Source organism: Cesiribacter sp. SM1, from assembly GCF_020178975.1.
Taxonomy (GTDB): Bacteria; Bacteroidota; Bacteroidia; order Cytophagales; family Cyclobacteriaceae; genus Cesiribacter.
Genome location: NZ_JAHXBU010000007.1, coordinates 1 through 17,353, shown reverse-complemented (window position 1 = coordinate 17,353; position 17,353 = coordinate 1). Strand labels below are relative to the sequence as shown.

11 protein-coding genes, 1 tRNA gene and 2 pseudogenes are annotated in these 17,353 nt (G+C 44.8%); 8 read left to right on the top strand and 6 right to left on the bottom strand.

Features of this window, described 5'->3' with window-relative positions; genetic code table 11:
• The first annotated feature begins 225 nt into the window (after positions 1-225).
• Complete coding sequence (gene pgi, locus KWJ01_RS01730) at positions 226-1,878, top strand: glucose-6-phosphate isomerase (protein WP_224994546.1); 1,653 nt, start codon at positions 226-228, stop codon at positions 1,876-1,878.
• 99 nt (positions 1,879-1,977) lie between these two features.
• Here the strand turns inward: pgi and KWJ01_RS01725 are convergent, their stop codons facing one another.
• Positions 1,978-2,412: a nucleoside deaminase gene (locus tag KWJ01_RS01725; protein WP_224994545.1), complete on the bottom strand. Its 435-nt coding sequence runs from the start codon at positions 2,410-2,412 to the stop codon at positions 1,978-1,980.
• 338 nt (positions 2,413-2,750) lie between these two features.
• On the opposite strand from KWJ01_RS01725, the gene gndA reads away from it, so the two are divergent.
• Complete coding sequence (gene gndA, locus KWJ01_RS01720; RefSeq protein ID WP_224994544.1) at positions 2,751-4,661, top strand: NADP-dependent phosphogluconate dehydrogenase; 1,911 nt, start codon at positions 2,751-2,753, stop codon at positions 4,659-4,661.
• Between the two features lie 248 nt (positions 4,662-4,909).
• The gene (locus KWJ01_RS01715) at positions 4,910-6,256 is read left to right on the top strand and encodes a GntP family permease (protein ID WP_224994543.1); all 1,347 of its coding nucleotides are present in this window, start codon (positions 4,910-4,912) and stop codon (positions 6,254-6,256) included.
• Positions 6,257-6,346: 90 nt separating this feature from the next.
• On the opposite strand, the gene KWJ01_RS01710 is transcribed toward KWJ01_RS01715, so the two are convergent.
• The 3 genes and pseudogenes from KWJ01_RS01710 to KWJ01_RS01700 form a co-directional block, all read right to left on the bottom strand.
• On the bottom strand, positions 6,347-7,027 hold the full coding sequence (locus tag KWJ01_RS01710; protein WP_224994542.1) for a TetR/AcrR family transcriptional regulator: 681 nt from the start codon (positions 7,025-7,027) through the stop codon (positions 6,347-6,349).
• The gene (locus KWJ01_RS01705) at positions 7,008-7,673 is read right to left on the bottom strand and encodes a carbonic anhydrase family protein (protein ID WP_224994541.1); all 666 of its coding nucleotides are present in this window, start codon (positions 7,671-7,673) and stop codon (positions 7,008-7,010) included. Before KWJ01_RS01705 ends, KWJ01_RS01710 begins: the two co-directional genes overlap by 20 nt.
• A 46-nt stretch (positions 7,674-7,719) precedes the next feature.
• A pseudogene (locus KWJ01_RS01700) lies at positions 7,720-8,013 on the bottom strand (SulP family inorganic anion transporter); the annotation flags it as partial.
• 343 nt (positions 8,014-8,356) lie between these two features.
• Between KWJ01_RS01700 and KWJ01_RS01695 the strand changes: the two are divergent.
• From KWJ01_RS01695 to KWJ01_RS01680, 4 genes are all read left to right on the top strand, one after another.
• Positions 8,357-8,590 carry a hypothetical protein gene (locus KWJ01_RS01695; protein WP_224994540.1) on the top strand — a complete coding sequence of 78 codons (234 nt, stop codon included), beginning with the start codon at positions 8,357-8,359 and terminating at the stop codon, positions 8,588-8,590.
• A gap of 321 nt (positions 8,591-8,911) precedes the next feature.
• Positions 8,912-10,078, top strand: coding sequence for an iron-containing alcohol dehydrogenase (locus tag KWJ01_RS01690; protein ID WP_224994539.1), 1,167 nt, complete (start codon positions 8,912-8,914; stop codon positions 10,076-10,078).
• 360 nt (positions 10,079-10,438) lie between these two features.
• Complete coding sequence (gene nhaD, locus KWJ01_RS01685) at positions 10,439-11,749, top strand: sodium:proton antiporter NhaD (RefSeq protein ID WP_224994538.1); 1,311 nt, start codon at positions 10,439-10,441, stop codon at positions 11,747-11,749.
• 255 nt (positions 11,750-12,004) lie between these two features.
• Positions 12,005-12,397, top strand: a complete 393-nt coding sequence (locus KWJ01_RS01680) for a VOC family protein (protein WP_224994537.1) — start codon at positions 12,005-12,007, stop codon at positions 12,395-12,397.
• 65 nt (positions 12,398-12,462) lie between these two features.
• Here the strand turns inward: KWJ01_RS01680 and KWJ01_RS01675 are convergent, their stop codons facing one another.
• Entirely contained in the window at positions 12,463-12,906 is a 444-nt protein-coding gene (locus KWJ01_RS01675) for an organic hydroperoxide resistance protein (RefSeq protein WP_224994536.1), read from the bottom strand.
• Positions 12,907-13,099: 193 nt separating this feature from the next.
• Between KWJ01_RS01675 and KWJ01_RS01670 the strand changes: the two genes are divergently transcribed.
• A tRNA-Arg gene (locus KWJ01_RS01670) sits at positions 13,100-13,171 on the top strand.
• A 2,365-nt stretch (positions 13,172-15,536) separates the two neighbouring features.
• Here the strand turns inward: KWJ01_RS01670 and KWJ01_RS01665 are convergent.
• A pseudogene (locus KWJ01_RS01665) lies at positions 15,537-16,807 on the bottom strand (IS256 family transposase).
• Between the last annotated feature and the right edge of the window lie 546 nt (positions 16,808-17,353).

The window sequence follows — 17,353 nt, the reverse complement described above, 5'->3', positions numbered from 1 at the left end:
ATGTGCGGGTGGCAATTTGCGTAACCCTGTTGTTTTCACCCCTGCTATGCCTGTTGCTTTAAAGATCTACTTGATGCCTTTCAGGGCTGCAGCCACTGCAGCCCTTTCTTTATAGTAGTATTGGCAAACAATGTAGTATTCTTTCCTATTCTTTATTTCATTACGTATTACTTCTTTATAAATTGGCACCTCCAAAATATTATATATTAAGTCAGCAATACTGCCATGTTTCCTAAAACAAATCCTACTATTACCGAAGCTTGGATAAAACTACAGGAGCACCACGATCATATAAAGCCCAAACACCTGAGTGCGTTGTTCTCTGCAGATCCTGAAAGATTCAATAAGTTTAGCCTGCGTTTTGAAGATATCCTGATTGACTACTCTAAAAACAGGATTACAGAAGAAACAATGAAGCTGCTTATTGAGCTTGCCCGTGAGTGTCAGCTTGGCAATGCCATAGCAGCTATGTTTAGCGGTGAAAAAATCAACTTCACCGAAAACCGCTCTGTTTTACACATTGCCCTGCGCAACCAGTCTAATACCCCTATCAGGGTAGATGACGAAGACGTCATGCCAGAGGTAAACCGGGTGCTAAAGCAAATGGAGGAGTTTTCTAATGCTGTTATTGAAGGCAACTGGAAGGGCTATACAGGCAAGCCTATCAACACCATCGTAAACATTGGTATTGGTGGTTCAGATCTGGGACCGGTTATGGTTACTGAGGCGCTTAAGCCTTACAAAAAAGCCAACATCGATATCCATTTTGTATCTAATGTAGATGGCACGCATATTGCCGAAACCCTGAAGAAGACAGATCCTGAAACTACCCTGTTCATGATCGCTTCCAAAACATTTACCACACAGGAAACCATGACCAATGCCCACTCGGCACGCGACTGGTTCCTGCAGCATGCCGGCGATAAGGAGCATATCAAAAAACATTTTGTGGCCATCTCTACCAATGCACAGGCCGTAGCTGAATTTGGTATCGATACCCAAAATATGTTTGAGTTCTGGGATTGGGTTGGCGGCCGGTACTCCCTATGGTCGGCTATTGGCCTTTCCATTGCCTGCACCATTGGTTACGAGAACTTTAAAGCCATGCTGGAGGGTGCACATGCCATGGACCAGCACTTCAAAAGCGAAAGCTTTGAAACCAACATACCCGTCATTCTGGCCATGCTGGGTGTATGGTACAACAACTTCTTTGAGGCCGAATCGCATGCACTGCTCCCCTACGACCAGTACATGCACCGCTTTGCGGCCTATTTCCAGCAGGGCGATATGGAAAGCAACGGCAAGTCGGTAGACCGTAACGGCAACAGGGTAAATTACCAGACAGGTCCCATTATCTGGGGTGAGCCCGGCACCAACGGCCAGCATGCTTTCTACCAGCTGATTCACCAGGGCACCAAGTTAATTCCGTGCGATTTTCTGGCACCTGCCATCAGCCATAACCCTATCGGCGACCACCACCCTAAACTGCTGGCTAACTTCTTTGCCCAGACAGAGGCACTGATGAATGGCAAAGCCGAAGATGAGGTGCTTGCAGAGCTTAAGAAAGAGAAAGCCTCTGAAGAGACCATTGCAGCCCTTAAATCATTCAAGGTTTTTGAAGGCAACAGGCCCACCAACTCTATTCTGTTCAGAAAGCTGGATCCCAGAACCCTTGGCAGCCTTATTGCCATGTACGAGCACAAAATATTTGTGCAGGGCGTCATCTGGAACATCTACAGCTTCGATCAGTGGGGCGTAGAGCTGGGCAAGCAACTGGCAAAGAAGATCCTGCCGGAGCTTACTAATGAAGAAGAGATCAGCTCACACGACAGCTCTACAAACGGCCTGATCAACCAGTACAAGGCATTCAGAAAATAATCAGCCATTGGCTGCAAGATTAAAATCCCCCTACTCTTACGAACCTAAGGTTTTAGAATAGGGGGATTTTTTATTGTCAGTTAAAAAGTATTCTTCCAGCTACAGTTCCATAATATCTTCATTCCAGAGTTCCGGCTTCTCCGCTATAAATTCCTGCATCATGTTAATACATTCCGGCAGGTTCAGGTCTACAACCTCTACGCCGTGCGATTCCATAAATTCGCGGGCACCGGAAAATGTCTGCGACTCCCCAACAACCACCCTGGGTATTTTAAATTGTACAATGGTGCCGGCACACATATAACAGGGCATCAGGGTAGAGTATATAACTGTGTTGCGGTAGCTGCCTATGCGCCCGGCATTGTTGAGGCAGTCCATTTCGCCATGCAGGATCGGGTTGTTTTCCTGTACCCTTTTATTATGGCCGCTTGCCACAACCCTCCCATCCTTTACCAACACAGAACCTATTGGAATTCCGCCCTCGCTCCTGCCCTTTTGTGCTTCGGCTATGGCCAGTTTCATAAATTCATCCATATAATTTAATTTGATTAGCTTGTTTCCTGAAAAACAAAGTAGCTTAACGACGCAGATGTTTCAAGCAGCAGGAAAATTTATTTAAGCGCTGCAGCGGATATAACACACTATGTGAGGCAGGAATTTGCAAAAAAAGAGTCTTTGAAAATACTGGCAGAACAGCATAAACAAGAGTAGCCGGCGGTTACTTGATTGCCATAGCAGTATTTTTTAGCCTGAGATGTAGTAATTATGCATCTTACCAGCCATATAGTTTAAAATATCCCTGATTTTTCGTTTTTTTAACAATTTCAGGAGAATCCGATAAAAGATTCTGATTTTTAACCCTAAGACAAAAGATGATTTTTATAGTCATGGGGGTATCTGGCAGCGGTAAAACCACCGTAGGCAGAATGCTCGCCCAAGAATTAAACCTTCCATTTTACGATGCAGACGATTTCCACCCGGCGACCAATGTAACTAAAATGGGCAATGGCATTGCACTTAACGACGAAGACCGGCAGGACTGGCTCGAAGAGCTTGCAAAGTCAATCATTCACTGGGAGCAAATGGGAGGCGCGGTACTGGCCTGCTCGGCCCTGAAGGAGAAATACCGCATTACCCTGCAGTCTATTCCTCACTCACTGATTCAATGGATCTTCCTGGAAGGCTCACGCGATATGCTTATGGATCGTATTGCCGCCCGAACAGGACACTACATGCCCCCGGCCCTGCTGGATTCACAGCTGGAAACACTTGAAAAACCAGCCTATGGCATACACATAAGCATAGCACCACCACCAGATATTATCGTTCAGCAAATTATAAGTAAATTGAAAAATACAGCTACACAATCCGAATTTGGCATTGTTGGCATGGGCGTAATGGGCAAAAGCCTGGCCCTTAACCTTGCCTCCAAAAACATCAACCTATCTATCTACAACCGGCATGTGCCAGAAAAGGAAGTAGATATTGCAAAAAAAGTGCTGCTCGAAAATTCGCACCTAAACAACCTGCAGCCCTTTGATGATATTGCCGCTTTTGTAAAATCGCTGGAGACACCACGCAAAATTTTGCTGATGATTGTGGCCGGTCCCGTAGTTGATTATCAGATAAAAGAGCTACTCCCCCTGCTGGATAAGGGCGATGTGATCATAGACGGTGGCAATTCGCTTTACAAAGATACAAACCGCCGCACAGCAGAGCTGGCAGAGCTGGGCATCCGCTTTGTTGGTACCGGCATATCTGGCGGTGAGGAAGGTGCCCTGAAAGGCCCCTCCATGATGCCGGGTGGCCCACAGGAAGGTTATCAGCTGGTATCTAAATACCTCGAAACAATAGCAGCGAAAGATAAGAACGGCAAGCCCTGCACTACTTATATTGGACCCGATGGGGCCGGCCATTTTGTAAAAATGGTACACAACGGCATTGAATATGCAGAAATGCAGCTGCTGTCAGAAACCTATTATTTGCTCCGCTATTACCTGCAGCTGTCGCCCTGGGAAATTGCACAGGAGTTTACCGAATGGCAACGCAGCGGCCTGGAAAGCTACCTGCTGGAGATCACCATCGATATTCTTCAAAAACAGGAAAATGGCGAACTGCTGCTCGATAAAATACTGGATAAAGCAGCCCAGAAAGGTACCGGTGGCTGGTCTGTTGCCGCGGCACTGGAGCATGGGGTTCCCTATGGGCCATTAACCGAGGCAGTGATGGCCCGCTCCCTCTCCTCCTTCAAAGATAAAAGGGTTAAAGCAGCTGAACTGTACCAGCACCAAACCCAGCAGGCAGGGGGCATCAACAAACAGGAGTACATGGCTAACATCAGAAAAGCCTATGAAGCCACCCGCATCATTAACCACGACATTGGTTTCAACCTGATGCAGCAGGTATCTGATGACTTCCAGTGGAAGCTTAACTTCAGCGAAATTTCCCGTATCTGGACCAATGGCTGTATCATTCGTTCGCAACTGATGGAAGAGCTGGTGGAGGTATTCAAGAGCTCTGAAAGCATTTTGATGGCCCCGGAGTTTGTTGACAGGATGAAACAACTGCAGAACGGCTTTGCTTCGGTGATCGCCCAGGGGTTACAATCGGGCTTTGCCTTACCTGTTTTATCTGCTGCACTGAACTACTACCTGGGTTTGCAAACAGCAGACTCTCCGGCTAACCTGCTACAGGCCCAGCGGGACTATTTTGGTGCCCACACCTATAAGCGAAAAGACAAACCCGCAGAGCAGTCGTTCCACACCATCTGGAAGCCGCTTTGATGGGTCTGGAAGTAAGAGCTTAGAAAAAAGATGATAGATGAGGGACGATAGACTTTAGACAATAGATGGTGGACAATGGAGTGATGCCAGGAATGCATACACCCCTTTATTGTTCCCCTCGAAGCTGATGGCTAACACTTGCTATGTCAGTAATCTATTATCTATTGTCTTTCATCCATTGTCTGTCTTCTAAGCTCCAACTTCCATCTACTGTTCTCAAAAAAACCATCCAACCCACTCTCCCCCTCATGATCGACTATTCACTGCTGGTGGCAGTACTGCTGGGCATTGCTCTGCTGCTGCTGTTTATTCTGTATTTCAGGATACAGGCATTTCTGTCGCTGCTCATGGCCAGTATTGCCGTTGGCCTGCTGGCGGGTATGCCGCCCCTGCAGATCATTGAAAGTGTACAGGTAGGCATGGGCAGTACCCTGGGGTTTATTGCCATTGTGGTAGGCTTAGGTGCCATGTTTGGAGCTATCCTGGAGCACTCAGGTGGTGTACAGGCCCTGGCGGCGCACATACTTAGCAAAACTGGAGAAAAGCGAGCCTCCTGGGCTCTTATGGCTACAGGCTTTCTGGTGGCCATTCCTGTTTTTTTTGATGTTGGTTTTGTGATACTGGTACCGGTAGTGTATGCACTGCAAAAGAAAACCGGCAAATCGCTGCTGCTCTATGGCATACCACTACTGGCTGGCCTGGCCATTACGCATGCATTTATTCCCCCCACACCCGGCCCTGTAGCCGTAGCCGATATTTTGGGTGCCGACCTGGGCTGGGTAATTCTGGCCGGTGTGTTGGCCGGTATACCGGCAGCCATCATCAGCGGCCCCGTATTTGGCAGCTACATAGCCGGTAAAATACAGGTAGCAACACCTGATTATATTGAAACCAAGGCAGAGCTGGAGGAGCTGCCTTCTGCTGGCCTCATTGGTGCCCTGGTTGGCTTACCATTAGTACTCATTCTGGTAAACACCCTTACCAACAGCCCCCTGGCTACAGGTTTAGGCATCTCGGAGGAGTTAAAGAACTGGCTGGCTTTTGTAGGACATCCCTTTATTGCGCTTATCATTGCAAACCTTTTTGCCTGGTACCTCCTGGGCCTGCGCAGGGGCTACAGCAGCAAAACCATGCTCGATATCACCACGCAATCACTCGCGCCTGCAGGCATCATTATCCTGATTACGGGTGCGGGAGGTGTGTTCAAACAAATACTAACTGAAACAGGTGCAGGTAAAATGCTGGCAGAAGCCATGACGGATATGGGCTTCTCTGCCATGGTTTTTGCTTTTCTCACCGCGGCGGCAATCCGCATCATGCAGGGATCCTCTACAGTGGCCATGATCACCGCTGCCGGCATGACGGCCTCCCTGCTGGAGGGAGTTGTTTATAGCGATATGCAAAAAGCACTGATGGTAATTTCAATTGCTTCCGGAGCCAGCATTCTATCCCATGTGAACGACAGTGGTTTCTGGCTGGTAAGCAGGTATTTTGGTCTGAACGAAAAGCAAACCTTCCAGTCATGGACGGTTATGACCACCCTGATTGCGCTAAGCGGTTTTGGCATGGCACTGCTCCTGAACGCTTTGATCTGACTCAGGCTTAAGAATAAAAAAGAGAGCCTCCGACCATATAATCAGGGGCTCTCTTTCTCTTTCAATTTTCTGAAAGCAGGTTTGTATGAGTTATCTGCTTATCGTTTTAAAGGTCAGATCAAGCAGAAAGTCCTCCAGGTGCTTCTCGCTGTTTTCTTTAATGTTGGTAAGCGATGGCAAATGTCGGGCAAAGAATTTCTGGTAATGAGCACTTTCAGCAAGTGTAGATACCAGTGAAGCCGGATAAGGGTAATCGGGATTAAACTCCCTGATCAGATCAGCAATGCGCCTGCAAAAGCGTTTGTAACTGAGAAAGAAACCCTCTTTATTATCGATGTCCACTCCTTTGGTCAGATAGGCTTTAGCCGACTCGGCCACCACAATGCGCTGCAGCGTTTCTTCATCTATATGGGCAAAATCCATATCCTGGTTTATTTCTCCGGATAAAATCCTTATTGCAATCTTCAGCCTTGTTTCTGCAGATTCTATATTGCTGATGGCAAACATTAACCGATACTCCTGCCAGCTCCAGTACCAGGATATCAGGTAAATAAGCAGCTTATGCTTACTCTCGAAATACCTGTAAATGGTAGCTTCGGTTGAGCCAATGCGTTCTGCAAGTTTCCTGAAGGTAAAAGACTCCAGCCCCAGTTCGTCGATCAGCAGTATGCCATTTTTTATGATGTTTCTGCCAATCTCAGAAGTTTCAGGATCTTTCAGGTATATTTTATCATCTACTTTAATATTGATATTAGCCAGCAGCCTCTTCATGCTTAAGTTTGTTCTTTTTCTCTGCTGGCTCATAAAATTCAACAATGCCAGTCTCTATGTTATACATCCCGCCTACTATGCCTATCTCTCCTTTTTCAATCATATCGCTCAAAATAGGACTTTTCGCTACAATTTCGTCGGTCATGCGCCTTACATTGGCTTCGGCAACTCTTTCTACAAAATCTGAATTTGCAGAACTCTTGTCTCCTGTATAACGGATAGAGTCTACAGAAGGCTTTATTTTATTAACCAGACCTGTGAGGTACCCCAGCTGTACGTTGTCGCAGGCACCTTTGATCGCACCACAGTTTGTATGCCCCAGCACCACAATTAGCTTGGAACCTGCTACTTTACAAGCAAATTCCATGCTACCCAGAATATCTTCGTTCACAACATTCCCGGCAATTCTGGTGCTGAAAATATCACCCAGCCCCTGGTCAAAAATTAGCTCTGCAGAGGTCCTGGAATCAATACAGCTTAACACAATGGCAAATGGATACTGATTCTGGGAGGTTTCGTTTACCTGTTGCAGCAGGTTCCTGTTTACCTTCAGGTTATTGACAAAGCGCTGGTTGCCCTCCAATAGTATTTCCCTGGCTCTTTGTGGGGTAAGCTTAGCCTGTGTTTCTTTAGTTTGCGTTCTCATATTATATTTATTTTTAAAGGCTGGAATTAATTTGAGCTGCTATGACGAGGGCTAACTGAATAATACCCCCCAGGAAAACAGCCGATAGGAAAATCTCGATTTTGCCCAGGCTTTCGATCGTACTTAATACAATAACAGCCAAACCGGACGCAGGGCCGCTAACACCAAGCTGTGAACCACTGATAAGGCTTACAACAACCCCACCTACGATACCGGCTATAATACCGGAAAAGAGGAGGGCTCCGGATGCCATGGCAATACCCAGGCTGAGAGGCACTGCTACCAGAAAGGCGACTATACCCGCAGGCAGATCGTGCTTCAGTTCTTTCAAATTTATCATAGGCAGTTGATATTACTTGTGTAATAGTAAGTTATAGTGCAAAGATAGTATTACTATCACAATGCTAATGTAATACTTTGTGTGAATTAAAAAAGTTCTTGCAGCAGAAAATTTATATGGAAACAGCACACTTTAGACCCAGTGTGCTTAAAGACTCTATCGTTGTTGTTTGTTGTTCTTTAGTTAGCCTGTACAGTAAGTGCAGCCTCGCATATAAGCCTGCAGCCCTGTAGGAGACAGGATTCTCTCTGCCCGTAAACCTTGCAAGGCTGCCCCTGGAAATAAACCCCATAGCAATAGCTCCGTAATAACTTAATAGAGAGAACATTAAACGATTAATAATATGGAAGTAAATAGAATGCCCGATAATAACAAGCACCCAAAAAATGCAGATGTTGATAACAGAGCCGACCTGAATGGTAAAAAAGGCAAGTTTGAAACCGAAGATCTGGAGAAAACAGATGTTTCTGCCATTCCGGGTGCGGAACTTAACAAAGATGTAGGAGACGCAGCTGCAGGGGCAGGCCTGGGTGGTAACCAGGGGCGTGGCACCAGAAGCCGCAAAGATTTAAGTTAAACGCACACACTAATAATCAACGGAAGAGATCAGGCAGACTTAGCCAACTGGCAAGGTCTGCTTGATTTTTTTTACGGATGTGGTACTAATTACATTTTCAAAAATACTGAACCCACTATCTTCAGGCTGAACGGCAAGAATAGAAAACAACCCACAGATCATTTATCACCAGGCAGAGCGCGGGGCATTGCTAAATTTGTTCTTCCCTGCATTAACTTAGCCCCGGCTTTGCAGTTTCCTGAGTAGGCGGCAGCTCTTATTCACCAGCAAAGCCCGTACATTGATAATAATTATTTTTAGCCAATACTGGCATTCCATACTATGAGAGACTTTGAATTTAAAAATCCAACAAAAATTATTTTTGGTAAAAACAAGATTGCTGCACTAGCCAAAGAGGTACCCGCCAATGCAAGGGTGCTGATATTATATGGCGGTGGCAGCATTAAAAAGAATGGGGTGTACGACCAGGTTGTCGCGGCACTGAAAGATCATCATGTAGAAGAATTCGGGGGCATAGAGCCAAATCCTGAATACGAAACTCTGATGAAGGCCGTGCGGCTTATCAGGGAAAAGAGTATAAACTTTTTGCTTGCCGTTGGCGGAGGCTCTGTGATTGATGGTACCAAGTTTATTTCTGCAGCAGCCACCCATAGCGGAGACAATGCCTGGGACATCCTGGAAAAAAGCATCAGAACAGAAGAAGGCAAAGGCATGCCTTTTGGCGCAGTGCTCACCCTGCCTGCTACTGGTTCGGAAATGAATTCAGGAGCCGTTATAAACCGCTCTGAAATCAAAGAAAAACGCACCATGGGCGGTCCGGGCCTTTTTCCTGTATTCTCAATACTCGACCCACAGGTGATTCATACCCTGCCGCTGCGACAGATCCAGAATGGCATTACGGATGCCTTTACCCATGTGCTGGAGCAATATCTTACTTATCCGGCTCATGCCTATTTGCAGGACAGGTTTGCTGAGGGAATACTGCTTACCCTGATAGAGGTAGGTCCCAGGGTGCTTAAAGACCCTACAGATTATGAAGCTGCGTCTAACTTTATGTGGTGCTGTACCATGGCCCTGAATGGTTTAATTCAGAAAGGAGTACCTACCGATTGGGCCACCCACATGATCGCGCACGAACTAACGGCCCTCTATGGCATAGACCACGCCAGAACTCTTGCCATTATAGCTCCCAGCCTGTACAAATATAAATTTGAGAACAAAAAGGACAAGCTGGCCCAATACGCTGAAAGAGTATGGGGGATAACCAGCGGCAGCCTTGAAGAAAAAGCCGAGGGTGCAATTGATCAAACGGTTAGTTTCTTTCACCAGCTGGAGATCAAAACCCGCCTGTCAGAATACACTGATCATTACCAGGGTACTGCCAAAATAATAGCCAAACGATTTGAAGAAAGAGGCTGGCAGGGACTCGGAGAGCGCAGGGATATTAAGCCCGATGATGTTTACCAGATTGTTGAAATGAGCTACTGATCTGCTGTTTCTAAATTATTGACAGACAGGAGGCATTGACTGAAACCCAATGCCTCTTTTTTATGTGCCTAACAGGTACTGCATGCAAGTTAACTCTTCTCTGCCAATCTAGAATTGTACCGAAAAAGTACTATTCACCCATCAGCCCTTATGCACTGATTAATAATTTTTTAATGGCATTGCGTAAGAAAAAAGAGCTGTTGGTATTCTATATAGTACATCACCCTGTTTTAAACAAAAACAAGCAATATTTAAAAGCCTAACCCGCTGATTGCTAGAGGTCATATCCTGCTGCAGATTAACATTACTGGTAGAGAAACTGAATGTAGTTTTACTACTGCTTAATCATTCCTCTGGTATATGATCTGGATAGTAGCCATCTTCGTAATCGGGTACCTGTTTATCACCCTCGAGCATGCTTTTCATATCAACAAAGCAGCAACTGCTTTGCTGATTGGTGTTTTGTGCTGGACAGTTTACGCCACCCAAATAGCCGACACACACCTGGTAAGTGAGCAGCTTACACACCACCTAAGTGAAATTGCTGCCATTCTCTTCTTTTTACTGGGAGCCATGACCATTGTGGAGATCATTGACCTGCACGATGGATTTGAAGTTATTGTAAGCCGCATTAAAACCACCAGCTCCCGCAAGCTGATCTGGATACTGGGTTTGCTGGCTTTTGTACTCTCCGGCATCCTGGATAACCTCACCACCACTATTGTACTGGTATCGCTGTTACGCAAGCTGGTGCCCAACAAATCTGAGCGCATGTTTTATGCAGGCCTTGTGGTAATTGCCGCAAATGCCGGTGGAGCCTTTACCCCTATTGGTGACGTAACTACCACCATGCTCTGGATTGGCGGCCAGGTAACCACTGAAAACATTGTTCAGAAGCTCTTCTTGCCGAGCCTTGCCTGCCTGCTTTTCCCGCTGCTGTACCTTAGCTATAAAACCAAAGGAAACATAGACCGTCAGCTGGATGAAAGCCATACCCGCAAGCTGGATTCTACTCCCTTTGAACGCAAGCTGGTACTAACACTGGGTGTATTGGCGCTGGTGTTTGTACCTGTATTTAAGTACCTCACCCACCTGCCTCCTTATATGGGCGTGCTGCTAGGCTTAGGTGTGCTGTGGGTTGTGATAGAACTGGTGCACCATAAAAAGGAAGAAGAACAGAAAAACAAATTCTCGGTGCTGACAGCCCTGAAAAAGGTAGACTCTGCCACAGTGCTTTTCTTCCTGGGTATTCTGCTAAGCATTGGTGCCATGCAGTCTGCGGGCCAGCTTACCCTGATGGCAGATTTTCTGGACCAGGAGGTAGGTAACTTCTATGCCATCAACTTCCTGATCGGGCTGCTCTCTGCTATTGTTGATAACGTTCCGCTGGTAGCTGCCATGATGCGCATGTACCACCTGCAATATCCTGCCGACCATGCCTTCTGGGAGTTCCTGGCATATTGTGCCGGTACAGGAGGCAGCGTTCTCATCATTGGCTCTGCTGCAGGTGTTGCTGTAATGGGCATGGAGAAAATAAACTTCTTCTGGTACCTGAAAAAAATAAGCGCCCTGGCCCTGATTGGGTACATAGCCGGAGCCCTAGTGTTTTTATTGCAGCAACAGGTAGTTGCCTATCAGGGCAATTTTATGCAAATGCTCCTGCAAAACTAAACTGCTTTTAACCCCCGCATATAAACCACAGAAGTGCCCTTTGCCTATTCTGGCGAAGGGCATTATCTTTAACAGCAGCCAGCCTGAAACTAATTCACAGGCATACCAGAATACCTTTGCAGCTGTCAATTCTGAAACAGATTTTTTGAAGACGGCTGCTTGATGTAAAGCTGAAATTAATTAATATTAATCGCAGGTACCTCTTTCAAGGCAGGTTATCCTGCTCAACTTAATGATCTAAAACCCTATTGACCCATGCGCTTAAAACAAAACATGGTAGGCTGGTTTGAAATTCCTGTTTTAAACATGGAGAGGGCTATCCGTTTTTACGAAACCATGTTTTTGCTGAAGCTGATCAGAAAACCAATGGGCCCGCTGGACATGGCATGGTTTCCATCCGATGAAAACTGGATTGGTGCATCTGGTTCTCTGGTCAGGCACCCGGAGCATTACAGCCCCAGCAGCAAAGATGGAGTATTAATCTACTTTACCTCCCCTTCCGGCGATCTGTCCAATGAACTTGCGCGGGTGGAAGAAGCTGGCGGCCGCATTATTCAGCCCAAAACCTTCATTGCAAAAGAAATTGGGCATATGGCCTTATTTTATGATTCTGAAGGCAACCGGCTGGCCCTTCACTCACAGGATTAAGCCAGTCATAAGCAGTAAAAAGAGCTGCCTTTTGGGGCAGCTCCTGCTCTTTTGCTAAAGCTCTTTTATTTCGTCATCAGCTCAACTTCAACATTCCCTTTGATGGCTTTACTGTAGGGGCACAGTTCATTTGCCTTTTTCAGCAGCCGCTCCTTATCCTGCTGCTCCAGGCCTTTTACATCCAGCTCCATTTTTACAGCCAGCCCCAAACCAGTATCCTGCTTTTCTTTACCCAAAGACACATGGCAGGTAACTTTCATGTCATCAGGATTAACCTTCAGGTTCATAGTTTCAGCAGCAAGTTTAGCGGCACTGCTAAAACAAGCCGCATAACCGGCAGCAAACAACTGTTCAGGATTGGTTTTTCCTCCTTCACCATCGCCTCCCAGTTCTTTAGGCTCTGTGGTGCTTAAATCAATGGAGCCATCGGAAGTTTTAACATTGCCATGCCTGCCTCCTGTAGAGGTGGCTGTAGCGGTGTATTGGATATCAAGGTTTTTAGATTGCATATGTTTACTGTTTTATATTTACAACTCAACAACTTTACTTTAACAATCTGCCGGATGAAAAAATGTTTTCACAAGATTTAGCTATAACTGCACTATACCTCAAGCGTTAAAACCTTTTATGCAATTCTTTTTAATGCTCTGGATTTTCGTTTTGTAAGAAATACCGCTACTTTTGCGCTACCGTTCTTAAACTGCGCCCGTAGTTCAATGGATAGAATTTCAGATTCCGGTTCTGAAGATAGGGGTTCGAATCCCTTCGGGCGCACTGAAACATGAATCATCCCAAATTTTGATTTGGGAAAAAATAAGCAAAAACAGCCTTGGATACTTTTCCAAGGCTGTTTTTGCTTAAAGGTACTAGTTTTTGCGAGGAGGCACGACGAAGCAATCTGGCATCTACGCGCATAGAAGCCAGATTGCCACACTCTGCTTCGCTGCGTTCGCAAAGACTGTACTGCTAATAGAAGTGGCCTCTGGAAATCTCCAGAGGCCACTTCTATTAGGAATGCTAGCTCCTTAAAAATTCGGGATGATTCATGTTTTTTATTTTGTGTCAAAGGTGGCGTGTCAAAGAATTGATATGTCCAAAGTGCAATTTCAGAAGATATCCAAATAAATTAATATTTCTACAAATATGCTCACATGCTTGTATTGACCCATTTTACACTCCTGTTGACACTTACAAACATTTTCAGATGCTTGTAATGACACAATTTTTAAGCTCTTAAGACGAACCCAAAAAATCCTAGTGTGTCAAAGAATATTAAGAGATAATAGGTATTTATATAAATATATTAAACTCATCTCCTCTCTTATGGCTGAAGAAGCCCTCTTATAAACAGAAATCCCTCGACAACAATGATTTTTTGTAGCATATATCTCAAGAGGTATAACTCTTGACGGTCGCTTCCAAACCGAAAGGACTTGTTTTTTTAAACTATAAGGGTACGAAAGCCCCCTTTCTTTTTCTATGCTAGGTAGTCACCAAACAGGATTAACATCAGTATCAGTAATGCTGCCCCTAAGACGACGATGACAGCATCTTCAGACTGGAAGGGCTCATTATAGTCACCTGATTCAGGCGGGAAAAACAAGTGAAAGAAGTTGCGTAGAAGTTTCTTCATCGTCTACCCCTTTTAGGATTACGATAAACCTTCTTTATAACTTCTGTTTCTGTAGCTATATTAAATGACTTAAACCACGAAATGAAGAACATTGCTAGCCACGGAAAGAACAAAACACCTAATACTACCTCTTGCCATTGTAGCGGGGCAAAATAAATGAAGTTAATGATGACATATCCTGCTATTAGTACAGTTACAATGATACCAGTAAAGAAGAATGATGATAGATGATGTACTTGACATCTGATGTCGTTCCTGTAGATTTGGCTATGAAAGATCGACCCTGTATAACAGATACAGAATAGCATAACAAGGAAAGGATAAAACCAAGTGTTTATGTCGGTCGGGGTTAATGTTGTCTTCCCTTGCAGCAACTCACAAGCAACATAGGAAAGAAGGGTAGAAAGGATGAACCATACTAGTATAAGCCTGTCTTTTGGCTTCCAGTTTAGGCAATCGTATACCAGCCCCAGAATATTCTTCTCTGTAGTCATTGGTGTAATTGATATGTGTCTTATTGTGTGATACAAATATCAAGAACCTAAACCGCTTTTCAAACCCCCTATATCTGAAGTAAAGTTTCAACTATACTAATGTAACGCACTAATTAACAGCAGGTTAATGGTATATAAGTTCGAAAAGTATTTTTCCAAGAAAAGCGCACATATTGAAATATTTCTGTCTGATATTCAGCTACTTATAATTGAAAATTTTTTTTCAGTTTTTATGCACAACGGGGAGTGCATAAGTTTGGTATGATTTTAGGTAAAGTAGCTCGTACGTATATGTTGTTATTCTAGAAATCTTTGTTTATGCCTGTAATGAAGGGTTTCTGATGCAAAACCAGCATAAGACTACCTAAAACATTGACAATAAATGAGTTTAATTCCTCGGCAACCTAGTAATGAGCTTCTGGAACCTCGGGAAGTATTTCGCCAATCGCTTCGACAACATCTTCTACGTTAACCACAACGTTCTTCAAGCTCTTCGATCAGATACACAAAGATACTTAGGAGTTTGTATAACAGGTATTCTTCTCTCTATTCTGGCAAGGCGATGATGACCACAACGTTAACTTGAAAGTTGATGGCATCGCTGTCATCTCAGGGCTAAACTAATCTTGTATCTCCTGACCCAGCTCCTGATAATGTTAGCGTTTTCTAGATCTCGCAAAACCTCAATTACCTTTATCGTCGCTAATAGACAATGAGGTTGTAGATATATCAATAAGGAAAATTTTTTGAATGCGGAGTTTTTGAAGCAGTACAAGTATTCTGGAGAGTTGGCTCTGTCATGGAAGAGCTGTCTCTATGTCAGGGGCACTAAAAAAATGCTGGAAGGTGATCCGAAGCCCCTTGCCCATTCGCAGGATCTGAGTTATAAATGTTTACAGAAAATTCGGCGAATTTATAGCCCAAGTGACACAGTTCAGCAAAGGAGTGTAATTTAAACTGTGTCATTTCTTTTTCCCTCTGGTATAGCATTAGCTATAGGCATGGGGAATTTTCATTTTAAATCTAATGGCATTCTGTCACCAAACCAAATGGAGAGCTGCTGTACCGTCTGGCCCCAGTTGCTCAGGGGCATCACCCATTTTTTACCGATGTTCTCCTGGGAGAGGTAAATGAGCTTTAATAGGGCCATATCTGAAGGAAAAGCACCTTTGGTTTTCACGGTCCGCCGCTGCGGTTACTTTCCTCACTTGCCGATGATAGCCCTCTATGGTATTTGTCGTGTAAATCAGCTTTCTGATCTGCTCGGAATATTTGAAATAGGTACTGAGCTTCTCCCAGTTGCGCTGCCAGGATTCCAGCACCTTAGGGTACTTCTTGCCCCATTTTCCTTCTAACTCCTCCAGGCGTAGCTCAGCTAGTTCCTTGCTCTCTGCTCTGTAGACCAGCTTGAGATCCTTGATGAACTCCTTCTGATCCTTCGACGCTACATACTTTAAGCTGTTTCTGATCTAATGTACAATACAGCTCTGAACTTCAGTGGCAGGAAAAATGCTATTGATAGCCTCGGCAAAACCTTTCAGATTATCTATGCAGGAAATAAGCATATCCTTTACACCCCTGTGCTGGAGATCTGTTAACACGCTAAGCCAGAAGTTTGCCCCCTCTCTTTCCGAAACATAAACCCCTAGAAGCTCTTTGTGCCCATGCCTGTTAACTCCCAGAATATTATATACCGCCTTTGATACGGTGCGGCCTTCCTCTCTTACTTTATAGTGCATAGCATCTAGCCAAACGATGCACCAGAGAGGATCTAAAGGCCTTGATTGTCCCGGCGGGGAACCACACTCTTTTACTTTGGGAATGATCTTCTCTGTGAGAGCACTCAAGGCATCATGGGAGATATCCATATCGTACATCTCTTTTAGATGCGAAGAGATATCCCTGAAGCTCATCCCAAGGCCATACATGCTCAATATTCTGGGCTCTAGGTTCTCAGCCAGGATCGTCTCCCGCTTCTTTACGATCTGTGGCTCAAAATGCTTAGAACGGTCTCTGGAGCTCTCTATCTCTATGATTCCGTCTGAGGTTCTGAGCTTCTTGCTCACCTTGCCATTACGCCTGTTGCCTTTTGAACGCTCCTCTTCATCTAAATGAAGACGGTTCGCCGCCGCGATCCATCTCTGCGTCCAGGGCAGATTCTAAAAAATGCTTCAGTATGGGTGCCAAGGCGCCATCTTTGCCAAATGTTGGCTTACCGCTTCTGAACTCTTCCAGAAACTGCTTCTTGATCTTCTCCAGATCTAATCTGTCTTTATCTTCCATTGTAACTGTGTTAAAGGTATTCTATTTTTCATCCTTTGACACAGTTTAGATTACAGCCTCGGTAGAATAGCTATTCCTGTACAAGAACTTGTTCTCTTACAACTTTATTGACCCTTGGCTGGATAAACCACACCCATAAACCTCCTCAAATGAAATTACGATGAGACTTCCATTTTCTCCATGAACTGTGGACTACTCCATATATCAAATTAATCTCAACGTCAAATAAAGCACCAGCAAATGAGGTAAATCTACAGCTCACTGTAAACTTTGGTTAAAGTAGCAATTAGCACTAAAATATAATGCACCGATAATCCAGCCGTTACTGTTTTTTGAGATTGGCGCACGTATACTTTATTTTTTTGATGTCAGTATTTTTTCCACTGATTTGATTCAGCTACTTCTTTTATCATCTGATTTGGATATTCCGCTCCAAAGTGAACATAGTATTCCGGTGAAACTGGACATAGCGTTCCGTCGAAAGTGAACACCTTATTCCGGGCAAAGTGAACACCTGTGTTTTTTAAGCAGGTCAAAAAAGTGTCT